Below are 18,783 nucleotides of genomic sequence, written 5' to 3' on the forward strand. Positions count from 1 at the left end.
TATAATATAGAAAGAAGTCTTTGAAAACGGAGGGGATTGTATTGATGCCAGAGGTGAAAGTAGATCATCGTGAAAAAGCCCTTGCCCTTCTTAAGGCTGATGCTGAAAAAATTTTGCGACTAATTGAAGTTCAAATAGATAACTTAACAATGCCACAATGCCCATTATATGAAGAAGTACTGGATACACAGATGTTTGGACTTTCCAGAGAAATTGATTTTGCTGTTCGTTTGAATTTAATCAGCGAAAATGAAGGTAAAGCACTCTTAGAGGATTTAGAGAGGAAGTTGAATATACTGCATGAAGCAGCGCAAAATTCCGTATAATCCTACTTACGTTCGGTTTTTGCGAGACGATGAAGGAAGCAAAAACTTTGCCTACATGTGCTATTGGCAAGGTTTTTTTGTTTAAGGAAGTAATCTAAGCGGATAGATATTTGCATTTAACTAGCTATGGATCATAATAATAGTAAGCTTTTTGCTGTTAGTCGATTTGTCGTTTGGTTGAAGAATCAATTACTTCTGTATTACATAATAGTAGGGAGAAGGAATATGTTAGATAAATTAAAGTACTACGATTATACACTGATTATAACACCAATCCTTTTATCTGCATTCGGTCTAGTAATGATTTATAGTGCGAGTATGGTGTTTGCTGTTGTTCAAGGGTACCCGCCAACTTATTACTTAACACAGCAGGCTGTTCGATTTGGAATGGGTTTAGTAGGCTTTATTGTTTGCTCTGTTTTTCCTTATAGATACTATCAAAAATTAATTAAACTAATTATCTTAGGTGTGATATTATTACTAATAGCAGTACTACTATTTGGTTCAACTGTTAACAATGCTCAATCTTGGATTCTAGGAATTCAGCCTGCAGAGTTTGCTAAATTAGCATTAATTATGTATTTAGCATCTGTATATTCGAAAAAACAGGAATATATTAATGAGTTTAATAGAGCAGTTTTACCTCCTCTTATTATTACTGGTTTTATATTAGCACTTATCACTATGCAACCAGATATTGGGACAGCTTCCATCGTGTTTTTGATTGCTTGTTCCGTCATTTTTAGTTCTGGTATACGCTTGAAGCATTTAGTTTTATTAATGTTTATTGGTATCGTGTTTGTATTGATTGCATTGCCATATATGATTACAGATGTGCGTATTGCTCGTTTTACGGGGGCATACCAACCCTTTGAAACTCCTGACTCTGATGGGTATCAGTTGATCCAGTCGTATGTTGCTATAGGTAATGGTGGACTTACTGGAGAGGGTCTTGGTCAAAGCGTTCAAAAATTAGGCTATTTAACGGAGGCACATACGGATTTTATCATGGCAATTGTCGCAGAGGAGCTTGGTTTTATCGGTGTGTTAATTGTTATTGGTATGCTTGCAATTATTGTCCTGCGAGGAATTTTTATATCTAGAAAAGCAAAGGACAGTTTCGGAGCATTGTTAGCGATTGGCATTTCGTGCATGGTAGGGATCCAAGCATTTATTAATTTAGGTGCAATTAGTGGCGTACTACCTATTACAGGAGTACCTCTTCCGTTTGTAAGTTATGGTGGTTCATCTCTTTTGGTATTAATGATATCAATGGGGATTTTAAATAATATAGCTATGCAAATTAATAAAAGAGAAATGGAACCCACAGCAGAAAAGCAGTATAATAATACAAAAGTATTACACACATATCAAGGAGGAAAAACATGGCACAACTCAAACAAATCAACAAAATTTTAGTTGCCAATCGGGGGGAAATTGCAATTCGTGTATTTCGGGCATGTACCGAATTGAATATTCGCACGGTTGCTATTTATTCAAAAGAAGATTTAAGTGCTTATCATCGTTATAAAGCAGACGAATCCTATTTGATTGGTGAAGGTAAAAAGCCAATCGATGCTTACTTGGATATTGAAGGAATTATTGCGTTAGCAAAACGAGTTGGGGTCGATGCTATTCATCCTGGCTACGGATTTTTATCAGAAAACATTCAGTTTGCTAAACGTTGTGAAGAAGAAGGGATTATTTTTATTGGTCCGACAAGCAAGCATTTGGACATGTTTGGAGATAAAGTAAAGGCTCGTGAACAAGCTATAAAAGCAGGGCTGCCAATTATACCAGGAAGTGATGGGCCAGTCCATTCATTAGAGGAAGTCGAGCAATTTGCTAATTCTCATGGTTTTCCAATCATTATTAAAGCTTCACTAGGTGGCGGAGGACGTGGTATGCGGATTGTCCGCAGTAAAGAAGGCCTTGCTGAGGCATATGACCGAGCTAAGTCAGAGGCTAGAGCCGCTTTTGGTAATGATGAAATATACTTAGAAAAGCTGATTGAACATCCGGAACATATAGAGGTACAAATTATTGGTGATGTTCATGGTAATATCGTTCATTTATATGAAAGGGATTGTTCCGTGCAGCGAAGACATCAAAAGCTAGTGGAAGTGGCGCCTAGCACATCGTTATCAGAAAAATTACGAGCAGATATTTGTGAAGCTGCCGTTAAATTAATGCGCAATGTGGAATATGTGAATGCGGGAACGGTTGAATTTTTAGTAACTGGAGATCAATTCTTTTTCATTGAAGTAAATCCACGTATTCAAGTTGAACATACAATCACAGAAATGATCACAGGTATTGATATTGTTCAAACACAAATCAAGGTGGCGGAAGGTAGAAACTTACATGATTCATCCATTGATATTCCAGTACAGGAAAAAATTGTGACAAATGGTTATGCAATACAATGTCGTATTACAACAGAAGACCCTTTGAACAATTTTATGCCTGATACTGGAAGAATTATGGCATATCGTTCTAGTGGTGGCTTTGGTGTCCGCTTAGATGCTGGCAACGCTTTTCAGGGATCTGTCATTTCTCCGCATTATGATTCATTATTAGTAAAAGTATCAACTTGGGCAGTAACTTTTGAACAGGCTGCGCAAAAAATGGTCAGAAACTTAAAAGAATTTCGCATACGTGGAATCAAAACGAATATTCCTTTTTTAGAAAATGTAATTAGGCATAAAAAATTTTTAACAGGTGTTTATGATACCACTTTTGTCGATAACACCCCTGAATTATTCGTATTTCCGAAGCGCAAGGACCGAGGAACTAAAATGCTCACGTATATTGCGAATACTACGGTTAATGGTGTTGATAAAGATGGTAATAAAGAAAAGCCTGTGTTCACTAAATTGCAAATCCCACGAATCGATAAATCGAAGCCAATTCCAATAGGAACAAAGCAAATTTTGGACGAGCGTGGTCCTGAAGGGTTAGCTGCTTGGATGAAAGAGCAGAAAGAAGTATTATTAACGGATACAACCTTTCGTGATGCTCATCAATCATTATTAGCAACTAGAATTAGGACAAAAGATTTATGTCGAATTGCTGAACCTACAGCCAGAATGTTGCCAAATTTGTTTTCTGTAGAGATGTGGGGCGGGGCAACCTTTGATGTTGCTTATCGCTTTTTAAAAGAAGACCCATGGGATCGATTATTAAAGCTGCGTGAAAGAATGCCGAATGTATTGTTGCAAATGCTGTTGCGTGCGAGTAATGCAGTAGGTTATAAAAACTATCCAGACAATTTAATTAAAGAATTTGTTGAGAAGAGTGCAACAGCTGGAATCGACGTCTTTCGAATATTTGATAGTTTAAACTGGGTAGAAGGTATGAAGCTTGCTATAGAATCCGTTCGTAACAATGGTAAAATTGCTGAGGCAGCAATGTGTTATACGGGAAATATTTTAGATACCGGGCGCGCTAAATACGATGTGTCTTATTATAAAAATTTAGCTAAAGAACTTGAGAAATCCGGTGCACATATTTTAGGCATTAAAGATATGGCAGGTTTATTAAAACCTGAAGCTGCATACCAATTAATTACAACCTTAAAAGAAACCGTTGACCTACCAATTCATTTACACACACATGATACAAGCGGAAACGGAATTTATTTATACGCTAGGGCGATAGATGCGGGTGTTGACGCAGTTGATGTAGCAGCAAGTCCAATGGCTGGCTTGACCTCACAACCAAGTGCACAAACATTATATCATGCATTAGAAGATCATGAGCGTCAGCCGAATATAAATGTAGATGCATATGAAAAGTTGTCGTATTATTGGGAAGGAATTCGTGAATATTACCGAGATTTTGAAAGTGGCATGAAAGCGCCGCATACTGAGATTTATATGCATGAAATGCCTGGTGGGCAATATAGTAATTTATTGCAGCAGGCGAAGGCAGTAGGTCTTGGGGATCGCTGGAATGAAGTGAAAACAATGTATAGACGGGTTAATGATATGTTTGGCGACATTGTAAAAGTAACTCCGTCATCCAAAGTAATTGGTGATATGGCATTATTTATGGTACAAAATAATCTAAATGAAGACGATATTTACGAGCGTGGAGAAACGATTGATTTCCCAGATTCGGTTATTGAATTTGCACAAGGTTATCTTGGACAACCTTATCAAGGCTTTCCACAAGAATTACAGCGGATTATTTTAAAAGGAAAAGAACCAATCAAGGTTCGTCCAGGGGAACTATTGGACCCAATTGACTTTAACCAATTGAAAGAAACGCTATTTAAAACGTTGGATCGTCAAGTGACCAGTTTTGATCTCATCTCACATGCACTATATCCAAAAGTGTTTATGGAGTATCATAAATTCCATAGTAGATATGGGGATGTGTCGGTTTTAGATACACCAACTTTCTTTTATGGTATGTCACGTGCAGAAGTAATTGAAGTAGAAATAGAACAAGGAAAAACATTAATTGTTAAGCTTGTATCTATTTCCGAACCACGTGAAGATGGGACACGCGTTGTCTATTTTGAACTAAATGGTCAGACAAGAGAAATTGTTGTAAAAGATCAAAGTATCCAATCAGAAGTAGAAATGCGCGCTAAAGCAGATAAAAGCAATGCAAAGCATATAGGTGCGACAATGCCTGGAACGGTGCTCAAAGTGCTTTGTAATCAAGGAGATAAAGTAAACAAAGGAGATCATTTACTTATCAATGAAGCAATGAAAATGGAAACTACGGTTCAAGCTCCATATACCGGGCTCATCAAACAAGTGAATGTTAAAGAAGGAGACAGCATAGCAGTAGATGACTTACTGATTGTATTTGAATAGATAGAATAATGATAAAAAGCAATAGTTTAATCCCTTACAGGTACAAAGAGATCTGCTTGTAAGGGATCTTTATCCCGCATCTAAGGTGCCGTAAGACTCCCACTTCAAGAGCCTTGAGTTGATACAAAAGGGTCTAAGTGGGAGAAAACGGCACCTAAATGCCCGATTCGTTCAAGCTAACATTCAGTAGGAGATGGAAGAAAACTCCTACTGAATGAAGTTTCACTTTATCTATACGAAACTGTAAGTCTCTTTCTGCCATCGTTTAAAGTAGTGGAGCTGGAATAATTTGTGATATATTTTCACAATAGTTATAGATATCAAAAGGCTATCTCAGAAGATCCGTTCCATTTAGAATGTTTTTGATCACTTTTACTATTATGCGAACGTGATTTGTTTTGATAAATATAGGTCTTTTCCTTTCATATTTAAGTAGGAAAAGACCTATATTATAGTTGAATAATAGCAGTTTTACTTAGAGGGATTGTACGTTTTCTTTGGTATCTATTTGTTCCGCATATTTTCTGCTTCTACCCGCTAATAATATAAAATAAGTCAACATTGCAAAATAAAGTGAGATAAATAAAGCGTGTAAAAGTGCAGTTCCTAGATGCAATCTAGTGATGATTACCAATGCACCAAAAACTACTTGCAATGTGATTAATGCTAAAGAGATTCCCCAACCCCATGACATGATACGGTTATTTCGGTAATGACGTATCATTCTAACAGCCAGAATTACTGTCCAAAGAAATAAAATTCCTGCTGCAAGCCGATGTCCCATTTGTATCCATTGCGGAACGGAATAGGCTGAAAATGCTAACGGCGCATTATTGTTACAAAATGGCCAACTTCCACAGACTAAATTTGCATTCGTATGTCGTACTAATGCACCAGTATAGACGACAAGTATCGTATATATAGTAATTGCGTAAATTTCCGCTCGATGCGGTTTTTTAATGTGAAGTGAAGTGGCATCAAATTTTTTATCTACTTCAAATATAAGCAATGTTAATAAAAAGATACCTGCAAATGAAATTAGAGAAATTCCAAAATGTGCTGCCAATACAGCATCTGACTGCCCCCACTTTACTGCTGCTGCACCTAACAGTGCCTGAAAAATTAAGAAGAACAAAGAAAAGAGAGACAGAAACTTTACTTCGCGAACATGTCCGATTTTTTTCCAAGCTAAAATTACTAGACCAACTACAGCAATGCCAACAACCCCACTTACTAATCGATGACTTAATTCAATAATTAATTCGGGTGTTATTTCAGAGGGGATTAATTCATCTTCACATAATGGCCAGCTATCCCCACAACCATCTCCAGAATCTGTTTTCGTTACTAAGGCACCTCCCAGTAACACAAAGACCATCCCAAGTGTTGCAACTACAGATAACCACTTTAAGATTCTCATTATTTATAGCCTCCACTTTTAATCTATTTTTTTGTATTAGATTTTCTTAACCATTTTTAAATTTGCTGGAAACGAGTATCTATAACTAATCGTTAAAACACTTTCATTACGACATATAATAGATAATTAATTTTTCACAGCATCTAACAACGGGTTTTTTTATTATCTAGAAATTTATATTCGTTTTCTGCATGTTAGATATCATTAAAAAGTAGCTTTGTCGTCAAGTTATACGATCAAGTAACGGTAAACTTCGATCTTCTTCCTATAATGGGCAACATTGCCACGCCTTCTTTATCCCGGATGTAAGGACCCGTATATTTCTCATTACGCAGAAAAAGTGTTTTTCTTTTTCAAGGCCAAGGAAAGCTTCTTGAATAGACATCGCGGTTTTTCAAGGACACATCGAACTTCCTCATTAATAGCACGTATTTTAATACATCCATTCCGCAAACAAGCTTAACTTCAACTTCCCAGTTCTTTGTAACTTGTTAGACCACGCAATTATAAATAACTAGATATGGTATAGAACGTTTTCAATTTTATTTATTAAATGTATTTAGAGCATTACTAGTTAGTAAATTAATGATAATATTAATGACCTAAAAAAAGCAATTAATTAGAAATGATTTTAAGGAGACACAAAGTCGTTACAGATAAATATGTAATGTAAACAAATGGTTGCTTTCACTTCAGGTATTAAGTTATATTATAGAAGGTCCGCCAGAAAATAGGAATGTGCTCAAATTGCAATGACTGTTTTTTCTTAACTTGCTTCTTTTGGAAACCAGTATCTATCGTAACATGTTCTATTATTATTTTCACTATTAAAAAGAAAAAACGCTTGCAATGTTTTCGTTTGTTTGCTAGAAATAGTGTAGAGGGAAGTATGATAAGTTCTGTTTAGAAGATAAATAGGTGGTACATATTTGGACTTTTAATTATAATTATTCGCATTCGTAACAAATGGTTCACAAAAAAGTCACAAAAGGTTACGAGATATGAAGTAAAATAGAAATGAAGCTTTATTTTGTAAGCAGTTATTAGAATGTAAAACTGTTCCATGATACAATGATGTTTGCTATCTATCTATGTATTTCATTAAGAACCATACATCATGCTTTTTATTTTTGGCGCTTAAAGGGGGGATATGGAATGGAAAAAGCTGAAACAACAGCTGCACACGTTGTTGGAAATGCTACAGTATCCGGGGAACAGCGCTCAAATTCAGTATTGGCAGATATTAAATCATTAATTAAGATAGGTATTATTAATTCCAATTTGATTACAGTGTTTGCCGGTTTTTGGCTCGCATTATATTTTAGTGGACTTTCATTCATGGATCACATTGGGACATTCATTATAACCATGCTTGGAAGTGCACTTGTCATTGCTGGTGGATGTATAATTAACAATTGGTTTGATGTCGATATTGATATTATTATGACCAGAACAAAAAACCGGCCAACGGTAACCGGTACAATTTCATTGCAGACCGTACTCATTTTAGGCATGCTTACTTCAGCGTTTGGGTTTGGTTTCTTGCTATTTACAACTATACAGGCAACATTATTTGCATTTCTAGGTTGGTTTGTATACGTTGTTCTCTATACGATGTGGTCAAAACGAAAAACTACGTTAAATACAGCAATTGGAAGTTTGTCGGGAGCAGTTCCACCTTTAATTGGTTGGGCGGCAATAGATCCGAATTTTCACATTGTTCCATTTGTTTTGTTTTTAATTATGTTTATTTGGCAAACACCACACTTTCTAGCACTAGCTATGCGAAAACGCAAAGAATATAAAGCAGCAGGTATACCGATGTTGCCAGCAGTACATGGCTTTGCAATTACAAAACGGCAAATTGTTGTTTACATTGCTTGTTTACTACCACTGCCGTTTTATTTAGCTTCCTTAGGAACGGTATTTTTAATTGTAGCTACCGTATTAAATATCGTTTGGCTAGTAATCGGTATCAGTGGATTTTATGCTAAAAACGATATTAAATGGGCTAATATCATGTTTGTTTATTCTTTAAACTATTTAACGATCTTCTTTTTGATGATGGTTATAGTAACTTGGAGTTCTCCATTTAGTTAATATTGTCCTTAATGAATTTAAAATATAAGGAGCATCAAGAAAAGAAAGAGAGGTATAGGTAATGAAAGGTTGGATGGGAAAAATTAAAACGTTATCCCTGTTAAGTTTCCTTGCAGTCGTTTTAGCTGGTTGTGGTAAGGAAAATTTAACAGCTCTAGTACCAAAGGGGTATGGTGCAGAGACTTCCATGGATTTAATTATTCTATCGACAGCAATTATGACATTTGTCTTTGTAGTTGTTTTTGTTGTTTATTTGATTGCGATTATTCGCTTTCGAAAAAAGAAGGGGCAGGAGGATTACATCCCCAAACAAGTGGAAGGGAGTAAAAAGCTTGAAACAGTTTGGACAATAATACCAATTATCTTAGTGCTAATTCTAGCAGTACCGACCGTTGCAGCAACATTTGATTTAGCTAACGAATCAGGTAAAAAAGATGGTATTAATATTGATGTTACTGGAAACCAATATTGGTGGCATTTCAGCTATCCAAATGAAGAAATTCAAACAAGCCAAGATTTATATATCCCTACTGGAGAAAAAGTATTCTTAAATATGAAATCAACTGATGTGATTCATTCTTTTTGGGTACCAAGTATCTCAGGTAAAATGGACGTAAATCCTGAAAATGAAAATACGATGTATATTGAAGCCTATGAAGAAGGGGTTTATTGGGGCAAATGTGCTGAGCTTTGTGGTCCTTCCCATTCTTTAATGGACTTTAAAATAATAGCAGTTAGTCCGGAAGAATATGAAAAATGGGTTGAAGATATGCAAAGCGTAGATCCGAAAGCAGAGCCGCAAAATGCAGTTGCTCAAGATGGAAAAGCAGCGTTTGAGGAAAATAACTGTATGGCTTGTCATGCAATTGGATCATCACCGGCAGCAGTGGGGCCAAACTTAACAAACTTTGGTGACCGGTCAAGAATTGCTGGATTCCTCGAACCGACCAAGGAAAATTTGGTTAAATGGCTACAGGATCCGGAGGCAATTAAACCTGGTAACAAAATGACGGGCAATTACCCTAAACTGTCTGAAGAAGAAGCGGATAGCATAGCAGAATATTTGCTGCAGTTGAAGCCTTCTGATATAACACCAGAGAGTGCAGGGGAGTAAAAACAAAGGATGGAACTTAAAAGGGAGGTTTATGATTTGAGTACTGCTACTGCTCAAAAAAGAGGTTTTGGTGCAGTCCTCTGGGATTATTTAACTACTGTTGACCATAAGAAAATAGCGCATTTATATTTATTTGGTGGGGGCTTTTTCTTTATCCTTGGGGGACTGGAAGCGTTATTAATTCGTATTCAATTGATAAAGCCTGAGAATGACTTTTTAAGTGCAGGTTTATATAATGAAATGATTACTATGCATGGAACAACCATGATTTTCCTTGCAGCTATGCCGTTGTTATTAGGTTTAATGAACGCCATTATGCCATTGCAAATTGGTGCAAGAGATGTTGCGTTTCCATTTCTAAATTCGCTTGGATTTTGGTTGTTTATGCTTGGAGGGTTATTGTTAAACTTTAGTTGGATAATGGGAGATGCGCCTGATTCGGGTTGGACTGCGTATACCCCGTTAGCAACTGAATCACCCGGACATGGACTTGACTATTATGTACTAGGCTTGCAAATATCCGGTGCTGGTACACTAATGGGTGGGATTAACTTCTTAGCGACTATCGTCACGATGAGAGCGCCGGGTATGACATATATGCGCATGCCGCTGTTTACGTGGACAACATTTGTAACAAGTACACTTATTTTATTTGCCTTTCCGGCTCTAACAGTTGGCTTGTTTCTACTAATGTTTGATCGAATGTTTGATTCGGCTTTCTTTGATGTTACATTAGGCGGAAACTCCATTATTTGGCAGCATTTATTCTGGATATTTGGACATCCGGAGGTATATATTTTGATTCTACCGGTATTTGGTGTGTTTAGTGAAGTGTTTGCAACTTTTTCTAAAAAACGTCTGTTTGGTTATACCGCAATGGTCTTTGCAACGATGCTGATCGCATTTTTAGGATTCATGGTATGGGCACACCATATGTTTACGGTGGGGCTAGGTCCAGTAGCCAACTCAATTTTTGCGGTAGCAACAATGGCTATTGCAGTTCCAACAGGAATTAAAATCTTTAACTGGTTGGCGACAATGTGGGGCGGAAATATTACCGTAAGCACTGCCATGCTATGGGCGCTTGGATTTATTCCTTCTTTTACTATCGGGGGAATGACAGGGGTGATGCTTGCATCTTCTGTTGCTGACTATCAATATCATGATTCATATTTTGTTGTCGCTCATTTCCACTATGTTATTGTAGGTGGAACAGTGTTTGGTATTTTTGCCGGTCTTCATTACTGGTGGCCGAAGATGTTTGGTAGAGTTTTAAATGAAACACTAGGTAAAATTACATTTTGGCTATTCTTTTTCGGCTTCCACTTAACGTTTTTCATTCAGCACTTTCTAGGGTTAATGGGTATGCCGCGTCGATATTGGGTATTTCTAAAAGATCAAGATCTGGATTTAGGGAACTTAATTAGTTCACTAGGGGCCCTATTAATGGGAGTAGCTGGAATTCTGTTTTTAATTAATATTATTTACACAGCTGCTAAAGGTGAAAAAGCTCCTGCTGATCCGTTTGATGGTCGCACCCTGGAGTGGGCTGTATCTTCACCGCCACCATATTATAATTTTAAGCAATTGCCTCTTGTTCGTGGTCTGGATTCATTGTGGATCGAAAAACGGGAAGGAAATGGAAAATTAAAGCCTGCTGAGCCGCTTGGAGATGTCCATATGCCAAATGGTTCCATTCTACCGTTTATTATGTCTGTTGGATTTACGATTGCCGGCGTTGGGTTTATTTATCAACCGGATAATAGAACATGGCTATTAGCGGTATTTATTGGTATGGGAATTGCATTAGGCTCCATGTTAATCCGTTCATTAAAAGACGACCACGGCTATTATATTAGCAAGGAAGAACTTGAAAAGGAGGCGGACTAAATGAGTCACGATCATTCCTTAAATCCAGAAACAATGCCGCAAGAACCAGAGAAGGCAACACTAGAAGGAAAAAATAAATTCTTTGGTCTATGGTTCTTTCTCGGTGGAGAGACAGTACTATTTGCTAGCTTTTTTGGTACGTTTTTAGCTCTGCGTAACTCGACAGCAAATGGTCCAACTGGTGATGAAATTTTTGGATTAGAGCTTGTTTTTATTATGACAATGCTGCTACTAACCAGTTCATTAACCAGTGTTTATGCTATGTACCATATGAAAAACAATGATTTTAAAAAGATGCAATTATGGCTTGCTGTTACTGCATTTTTAGGTATTGGATTTTTAGGCTTTGAAATCTATGAATTTTATCATTATATTACTGATTTTGGGTTTACGTTTAGATCATCGGCGTTTGGCTCTGCCTTCTATACTCTTGTAGGTTTTCATGGAGGACACGTAGTATTTGGACTAAGCTGGCTTATTGCTCTACTGGTTCGGAATGCAAAGCGAGGACTAAACTTATATAACGCACCAAAATTCAATACATTTAGCTTGTATTGGCACTTTATTGATGTTGTATGGGTATTTATCTTTACCGTTGTCTACTTGATGGGAAAGGTGGGTTAAATGATGACAGATAATACGAATTTTAACTCATTTCAAAAGCAGAGAAATAAAGAGGAAATGAAAAGACAACTGATTACATTTGTATTAATGATTGGTTTTACAATAGTAGCTTTTGTAATTGTAGCGACTGGTTCCATGCAAAAAATGTTCGCAGTTCCATTGCTGCTTATTATGGCTGTTGTTCAAGTTGGCTTTCAATTTTACTACTTTATGCATATGAAGGACAAAGGGCATGAGTTTCCTTCTTTAATGATTTATGGCGGTGTATGGGCAGCAATATTAACCATAGCTGCTCTTGTAGCAATTGTTTGGTGGTAGAAAGGTCGGGGGAGAACATCCCGATCTTTTTGTACTATAGGAAACTATAAAACTTTAGGCTTTATAGTATAAGAAAAACTACAGTTTTCGCTAAAGACTTGGCGACAAGCCAAGTTTTTCTAATTTTACTGTTTAGGGTATCCGTTTCTTTTTGCGAGAACGCCTCGTCTAGTTTAAGCGCTTTGTGCTACTAGCAAATTTCGATCTTTCCTACGATAGGTTAAAATGGTACTTTCCGTTGCCGTTACTTTAACCAGTCAGGTCTGCCGTTTGTACGTCAGTTCTTTCAATCTGTTGTTAAGTTGTCAAATTAGAAATGTTTATGTGTTTTCAAAATAAATTATAATAAAAGGACAATCCTTTTTAGGGGTGAATATTCATGTGGCTAGAGTTAGAGATATTTGGTTTTCGTGCACTGTGGAGTCCTTACTTTATGGTGTTTGTTATAAGTTTAGCACTGGCATATTTTCTTATAACCGGGCCATTTCGCCATAAATTTAGCGGAGGAAAGAGACCAACAGCTAAACAGCAAATTATGTTTTATTCCGCCATGGTACTGTTGTATGCTGTAAAGGGCGGACCAACGGATTTACTATCGCATATCATGTTGACCGCACATATGATACAAATGGCAATATTTTTCTTGGTCTTCCCAATTCTTGTTATAAAAGGAATTCCGGAATGGATTTGGAGAAAGGTTTTATATGCTCCGATTATTAAACCAGTTGTTCAGTTGTTAACGAAGCCGATAATTTCTTTGTTGCTATTTAATGGGTTATTTTCATTTTACCATATTCCTGCAGTGTTTAATTTTGCTAAATCATCACAGTTAGCGCATACTTCTATTTCTTTAATCATCCTATTTGCTGCCTTTATGGTTTGGATGCCAGTTCTCGCACCAATTAAAGAACTAAATAGAATGCGTCCATTAGTTAAAATCTTTTATATTTTTGCCAATGGTGTATTGCTTACACCGGCTTGTGCGCTTATTATATTTGCTGATAAGCCATTATTTGCAACGTATACTCAAGATGGAGCCTGGTTACAAGCACTTGCATTGTGTGTACCTGGAGATGTACTTGATGGACTTGCTGTACAAATCAGTGGTCCGGAAATGTTTTCACCGATGAGTATCTTGGAAGATCAGCAATTAGGCGGAATCATTATGAAGGTTATGCAGGAAATTACGTATGGTATTATTTTGGGGAGAGTATTCTTTAAATGGTTTAGTGATGAAAGTGTAAAGAAGATCGATCCAGTACCAGCAGAACTTCAACACATACAGTGATTTATAGTTCCTGTCTATGTCTAATTGAGGGGCGGGAACGTTTCCTTTCTTTTAACATTTAAAAGTAAAGTAAAAGACATCATAAATAGGAATATTTATCCCACGTGCCGTAAGACTTCTGCTTTAAGACTATAGAGGATACTAGGGAGTCTAAATGGGAGATGACGGAAATCTACTGCCCGATTCGTTCAAGTTGACAGGACAGAGTTGCTACGACAGCAATACATCGCGGTTTTTCAAGGACAGAGTTGCTACGACAGCAATACATCGCGATTATACCTTTGTTTCTGCTATTTATTCAGTAGGGGATAAAGGAAAGTATACTGAATGAAGTTTTTGTTTTAATTATATGTCATTAAGAGGTACGTTTGTGCGTAAGTTGTTGTTTGGCTTCATATTGGATATAGAGAGAAAGGAGTAGTTAGATGCCTGTTTTACCAACGATAAGTACTTCGTTTATTATATTAAGTGCTATTTTAGTAGCAATTGGTTGGCGTTTTATAATAAAAGGCCAACCAGAAAAACATAAAAAAACAATGATAGCTGCTGCAATTAGTGCATTGCTGTTTTTTATCATTTACGCATCTCGAACAATCTTTATTGGAAATACTAGCTTTGGAGGTCCAGATCACCTGGAAATCTATTATACGATTTTTCTAATCTTCCATATTATACTTGCTACGGTAGGTGCTATTTTTGGTATTGTAACCTTGACGTTAGCTTTCAAACGAAAAATCAGTGTGCATAGAAAAGTTGGACCTGTAACTAGCATTATTTGGTTCTTTACTGCTGTAACTGGGATAGCGGTATATTTATTATTATATATTTTGTATGATGGCGGCGAAACAACAAGTTTAATTAAGGCCATTTTGGGTACCTGAAAAAGGTTGGAACAAAACGTTCCAACCTTTTTTAGTTTGACAAGACTTAATTTGAATGTATTCAAGTGCTATAATCTAAAGTAGTTCCCTTCTAGCTGTTGTTCTTTATTTTCAGTAAAGTGAAGCCCCTCAGAGATAAATTTCGTTTTTAGAGAAAGACAAAATATCCTCGTGTAGAGTGCTGTTCACATACTTTTATATTTTAATCTTCCATTTTATTATCCCTGCTTCTTTTGCCGAAGTAAACGCGATAATGATAAGTGGTCCTAAAATAAATCCTAATAAACCAAGCAATTTCAGGCCGATAAACATAGATATCAAGGTTGCTAATGGAGAAAGTCCTATATGCTGCCCCATGACTTTCGGTTCGACTGTTCTACGAATAGCAAGCAATATAACAGCTAATACAGCCAGTTGTATAGCCACAGTAGTATCCCCAGCCATCAGCATAAATAAAGACCATGGTCCAAGGATGACGATCGAACCAATTATAGGAATCAAATCAATGATCCAAATAATTAAAGACATAATAATCGCTACTTCTGGTACAATGATGAACAATCCAATTAACGTGACTGCTAAAATAATAAGACTAACAAGAAACTGTGCTTTAAAAAATCCTAGAAAGACACTAGCTAGTCGATTATTCATAAATGAGACCTTTTCGGCTGTTTCTTTTGTCATCATCTGATACATTTTTGCTTTTAGTATTGGTAATTCTAACATAAATAAAAATAAGGCGATTAAGTATACGATGAAACTAATTAAATATTGGGGAATTGAAGCAAAAAGCTGCGCAATCCTTTCAAAGGTGATAGTTTCTTTTGCTGTCGTACTTAATGCATGAAGGTTTGTTTCAATACTAGAAGAAACCTGTTTAACAAATTCATCTGGTAAATCATCGGTGTATTGTTGAAGTTGTGCTTCCCAATTTTCATAAATCCGATTCAGTTCGTTGAAGTGTGTGGGTACATCTTCAACAAAATTAACAACTTGTGTCACGACCCTTGTAATAGTAAACGTACCTAAAACACCAAAAATAATTAAAAATAGTAGGAAAACGATAGTTACAGATATTTTACGATTAACTTTTAAGCGTTTTTGGACGAGCCGTACAACTGGGTTTAGAAAAAGAGCAGTAATAAAGGCAACGATCAATGGAATAGAAATCGGTAAAATGAAAATAAAAAATAGAATTACTAATATAACTAATAGAATTAATGTTAAATGGCGTTTAGTTAGATTGCGAAACAACGTAATAAAATAGCTCCTTTCATCAGACAAACAAAAACATACTTATAAAAAATATAGCATTAATCAACGCGTTTGAACAGAAGAATTAATTTGGATAGAAAAAAATTATTTTTATCTTTATCATGCAGTAAATGAAACAGATTAAAAGATTTGGTATGGAGGAGAAAGTTTGAAATAAAGTGTTGAAAAGAGTAGCTTAAAGAAGTATTTATTCCCCCGTAAGATGCCTGCTTGAAGAATTATAGAAAATACGAAGAAGTCTTGGGGATAAGCACTAAATGCCCAATTCCTTCGGGTCGACAGGAAAAACTCGACAGCGATACGTCGCATTTCTTTTTCAAGGACAAGTAAGACTTCTTGGTTAAACATCGTGTTTTTCAACGCCTTCCGAGCTGATAGCCTATATTCTACTTCTATCAGAAGAAAACTAATACTGAAAGGAGTTTCATTTATGGCAACATTGGCGGTAATATTAACTCTAAAATTAGTTTAAAGGATAGTTGATCCCTTTTCTCCCGACTTAAAGTCCAAGGAGAGCAGGGATCGTGATTTACATTGCATTCGATAATAAAATTCTGTGTTGAATGATAAATGAGAAGATAACTGCACAGACTATTGTTTAAGTAGCTCGATTTCTGTTTTTAATTTAGTAACTAAATGATTAGCTCGTTCTACAATATTATCTGGAAAGTTTTCTTCTTCACCATATTCAACACCGTGAGGATAGTAATGTTTTCCTAATAATGGCGTCATCAGTTTAATAATAGCGTTTCCACGGTCAACATCACCTTCAATGGCATAACCTTGAATGCGAATATAGTATGTAATGTTTTTTTCTGAAGAATCAATTCGGTAATCGTATGTCACACGCTCATAGTCCCATTGCTCTGCCCGGATAAAAGCGTGTTTTCCCGTTATATGATCTAGTGCTTTTATGTCAATGACCAGATCCTCTAATCCAGTATTTTCTAATTTCATTTTCCCACCTCACCTCTTTGTCCTCATGATACTATATTAGTATGAAACGTAACAACTTTCAAGAACAAAAGCGAGAAGTGATCGTTTGGCGGTGTACAAATTGGAGAACTTCTAACCGAAATAAGGGAAGCTCCATTTAAGGAGTGCTTTTCTCTTAAAAAAGAAAAACGCTTTTTCTGCGTGCGAAGTCTATTCAAGAAGCTTTTCTTGTCCTGTCGCGCTAAAGAATCGGAAATTTAGAAACCGCTTCTCTCATAAAGCTTCAAAATAATAAGCAGATTTTTCAAATAAGAGAATACGACTCCTTACATTGGGGATAAAGGAAACATGTCCCCCGCAACAGGTGTATGCCGATACTTGAGCGGCAAGCTCGCTTTTAGTCGGCCTTCCTTTGGATTCGATGCCGATGTTGTATGTAGCAAGAAGCGCGAAGTTTGGTAAAACTTGAGCGCTTAAGCTAGACGATGCTCCTTTCAAAAGAAAAGATATCCACCATGTTTTCTTAGATTATGAACAAGATAAATTAAAACGTTTGCCGAAGCGTGAATTTTTTATTATTATACTTGTAATAATAGAGTAAGCTAACATTTATTTTATGAAGTAAACATATAATCGTATAAAAAAGGAGAACGAGCGATGCGCTTTATACGAAATCTATTATTGTTGTCTGTTATCGCCATAGCAGGATTCTATCTTTTAGAAAAAAATGATATGTCTCCTGATAAAAAAATGAATTCGATTAGTGAAACCGTAAAAGAAAAACAAGAAATGCTTAAATCAAAAAACGTTCCGGAAAAGAGAGACGCATTGCCGTTAGAAGGGGAATTATTTCAATGGTATGAAAAGCCGACGGATCAATTGGTTAAAAAACTTGGTGAACCTGTTAGAAAGGATCCAAGTGCGTATGGATATACATGGTGGATTTATACCAATGAGGTTGATCAGTATATCCAATTTGGCATCGTTAATGATCGGGTGAAAACAATTTACGCAACAGGAAAGGGAACGAATATAGAGCCAGTTACCATCGGAGAAAGCTATAAAAAGGTACAGCAGCATTTTAGTTTTCCTGAAGAACTAAACTATCGTAATGGACTGGCTTCTTATACCTTTAAACTTAAGGAAGAAGATAGAAAAATGCGTCCACTTGTAAAAATATCCGATTCTGTCTTTATGCAGCTTTATTTTGATACGTTTACACAAAAACTCTCATCTGTCCGTATATTAGATGTAGATATCCTGTTAAAACATCAGCCTTATGAATTGCAATATCGGGGAAAACTGCCGGAAAAGCCAAATTTAACAGAAGAAGAATGGGTAAAGGTTGAGGCAGGGATGGAGCGACAGATTTTCGATATTACTAATATTATCAGGCAGCAACACGGAAAAGATAAATTAAAATGGGAAGAATCTGTTGGAGAAGTTGCATTTCGACATAGTAAAGATATGGAAGAACATAATTATTTCTCACACTCTAGTTTAGATGGACGAGGGTTGAAAGAACGGCTGGAGGAAGGAGAGGTCGCATTTGTGGCAGCGGGGGAGAATATTGCTGCACAGTATCCAGATGCAGCTGCTGCGATGGAAGGATGGTTGAATAGTGAAGGACATAGAGAGGCTTTATTAAATGAAAAATATACGCATTTAGGAGTAGGGGTATATCGTCTTTACTACACGCAAAACTTTTTAGCAAAACCTTTTTAGAAGTCGATGCCGAAAAGTCGGATGCAGCTGAATTATTGCTGCATCCGGCTTTTTTAA

General features: G+C 36.4%; 14 protein-coding genes. 11 read left to right on the forward strand and 3 right to left on the reverse strand.

The window, feature by feature from the left end; all coding sequences use genetic code 11:
- Positions 1 to 44: 44 nt before the first annotated feature.
- The 3 genes from JNUCC74_RS07800 (at position 45) to pyc (ending at position 5,155) form a co-directional block, all read left to right on the forward strand.
- The gene (locus tag JNUCC74_RS07800) at positions 45 to 326 is read left to right on the forward strand and encodes a YlaN family protein (RefSeq protein ID WP_077320301.1); all 282 of its coding nucleotides are present in this window, start codon (positions 45 to 47) and stop codon (positions 324 to 326) included.
- Positions 327 to 551: 225 nt separating this feature from the next.
- Positions 552 to 1,745, forward strand: coding sequence for a putative lipid II flippase FtsW (gene ftsW, locus JNUCC74_RS07805; RefSeq protein WP_454067567.1), 1,194 nt, complete (start codon positions 552 to 554; stop codon positions 1,743 to 1,745).
- On the forward strand, positions 1,712 to 5,155 hold the full coding sequence (gene pyc / locus JNUCC74_RS07810) for a pyruvate carboxylase (RefSeq protein WP_454067568.1): 3,444 nt from the start codon (positions 1,712 to 1,714) through the stop codon (positions 5,153 to 5,155). Before ftsW ends, pyc begins: the two co-directional genes overlap by 34 nt.
- 475 nt (positions 5,156 to 5,630) lie before the next feature.
- Here pyc and JNUCC74_RS07815 read toward each other — a convergent pair whose 3' ends face one another.
- Positions 5,631 to 6,578, reverse strand: a complete 948-nt coding sequence (locus JNUCC74_RS07815; protein WP_454067860.1) for a COX15/CtaA family protein — start codon at positions 6,576 to 6,578, stop codon at positions 5,631 to 5,633.
- A gap of 1,152 nt (positions 6,579 to 7,730) precedes the next feature.
- Between JNUCC74_RS07815 and cyoE the strand changes: the two genes are divergently transcribed.
- From cyoE to JNUCC74_RS07850, 7 genes are all read left to right on the forward strand, one after another.
- A complete protein-coding gene (gene cyoE, locus JNUCC74_RS07820; RefSeq protein ID WP_454067569.1) occupies positions 7,731 to 8,675 on the forward strand; it encodes a heme o synthase in 945 nt (314 codons plus the stop codon).
- A 61-nt stretch (positions 8,676 to 8,736) separates the two neighbouring features.
- The gene (gene coxB, locus JNUCC74_RS07825; RefSeq protein ID WP_454067570.1) at positions 8,737 to 9,789 is read left to right on the forward strand and encodes a cytochrome c oxidase subunit II; all 1,053 of its coding nucleotides are present in this window, start codon (positions 8,737 to 8,739) and stop codon (positions 9,787 to 9,789) included.
- A gap of 36 nt (positions 9,790 to 9,825) precedes the next feature.
- Positions 9,826 to 11,679, forward strand: a complete 1,854-nt coding sequence (ctaD, locus tag JNUCC74_RS07830; RefSeq protein WP_454067861.1) for a cytochrome c oxidase subunit I — start codon at positions 9,826 to 9,828, stop codon at positions 11,677 to 11,679.
- Positions 11,680 to 12,303, forward strand: a complete 624-nt coding sequence (locus JNUCC74_RS07835) for a cytochrome (ubi)quinol oxidase subunit III (RefSeq protein ID WP_454067571.1) — start codon at positions 11,680 to 11,682, stop codon at positions 12,301 to 12,303.
- Positions 12,304 to 12,306: 3 nt separating this feature from the next.
- Complete coding sequence (gene ctaF / locus JNUCC74_RS07840; protein ID WP_454067572.1) at positions 12,307 to 12,621, forward strand: cytochrome c oxidase subunit IVB; 315 nt, start codon at positions 12,307 to 12,309, stop codon at positions 12,619 to 12,621.
- 379 nt (positions 12,622 to 13,000) lie between these two features.
- Positions 13,001 to 13,909, forward strand: a complete 909-nt coding sequence (ctaG, locus tag JNUCC74_RS07845; protein ID WP_454067573.1) for a cytochrome c oxidase assembly factor CtaG — start codon at positions 13,001 to 13,003, stop codon at positions 13,907 to 13,909.
- A 425-nt stretch (positions 13,910 to 14,334) separates the two neighbouring features.
- Positions 14,335 to 14,790, forward strand: a complete 456-nt coding sequence (locus JNUCC74_RS07850; protein WP_454067574.1) for a DUF420 domain-containing protein — start codon at positions 14,335 to 14,337, stop codon at positions 14,788 to 14,790.
- Between the two features lie 195 nt (positions 14,791 to 14,985).
- Here the strand turns inward: JNUCC74_RS07850 and ytvI are convergent, their stop codons facing one another.
- Positions 14,986 to 16,044, reverse strand: a complete 1,059-nt coding sequence (gene ytvI / locus JNUCC74_RS07855) for a sporulation integral membrane protein YtvI (RefSeq protein WP_454067575.1) — start codon at positions 16,042 to 16,044, stop codon at positions 14,986 to 14,988.
- 612 nt (positions 16,045 to 16,656) lie between these two features.
- Positions 16,657 to 17,022, reverse strand: a complete 366-nt coding sequence (locus JNUCC74_RS07860) for a YugN family protein (protein ID WP_454067576.1) — start codon at positions 17,020 to 17,022, stop codon at positions 16,657 to 16,659.
- Positions 17,023 to 17,658: 636 nt separating this feature from the next.
- Between JNUCC74_RS07860 and JNUCC74_RS07865 the strand changes: the two genes are divergently transcribed.
- Positions 17,659 to 18,726 (forward strand): CAP domain-containing protein, encoded by a 1,068-nt coding sequence (locus tag JNUCC74_RS07865; protein ID WP_454067577.1) that lies wholly within the window; start codon positions 17,659 to 17,661, stop codon positions 18,724 to 18,726.
- Positions 18,727 to 18,783: the final 57 nt, after the last annotated feature.

It is taken from the genome of Cerasibacillus sp. JNUCC 74 (assembly GCF_053667775.1).

Coding starts and splice junctions, on each gene's coding strand:
- coxB (WP_454067570.1), top strand. CDS start 8,737: ATGAAAGGTTGGATGGGAAAAATTAAAACGTTATCCCTGTTAAGTTTC.
- ctaG (WP_454067573.1), top strand. CDS start 13,001: ATGTGGCTAGAGTTAGAGATATTTGGTTTTCGTGCACTGTGGAGTCCT.
- ftsW (WP_454067567.1), top strand. CDS start 552: ATGTTAGATAAATTAAAGTACTACGATTATACACTGATTATAACACCA.
- cyoE (WP_454067569.1), top strand. CDS start 7,731: ATGGAAAAAGCTGAAACAACAGCTGCACACGTTGTTGGAAATGCTACA.
- ctaF (WP_454067572.1), top strand. CDS start 12,307: ATGACAGATAATACGAATTTTAACTCATTTCAAAAGCAGAGAAATAAA.
- JNUCC74_RS07865 (WP_454067577.1), top strand. CDS start 17,659: ATGCGCTTTATACGAAATCTATTATTGTTGTCTGTTATCGCCATAGCA.
- pyc (WP_454067568.1), top strand. CDS start 1,712: ATGGCACAACTCAAACAAATCAACAAAATTTTAGTTGCCAATCGGGGG.
- JNUCC74_RS07835 (WP_454067571.1), top strand. CDS start 11,680: ATGAGTCACGATCATTCCTTAAATCCAGAAACAATGCCGCAAGAACCA.
- JNUCC74_RS07800 (WP_077320301.1), top strand. CDS start 45: ATGCCAGAGGTGAAAGTAGATCATCGTGAAAAAGCCCTTGCCCTTCTT.
- JNUCC74_RS07850 (WP_454067574.1), top strand. CDS start 14,335: ATGCCTGTTTTACCAACGATAAGTACTTCGTTTATTATATTAAGTGCT.
- JNUCC74_RS07860 (WP_454067576.1), bottom strand. CDS start 17,022: ATGAAATTAGAAAATACTGGATTAGAGGATCTGGTCATTGACATAAAA.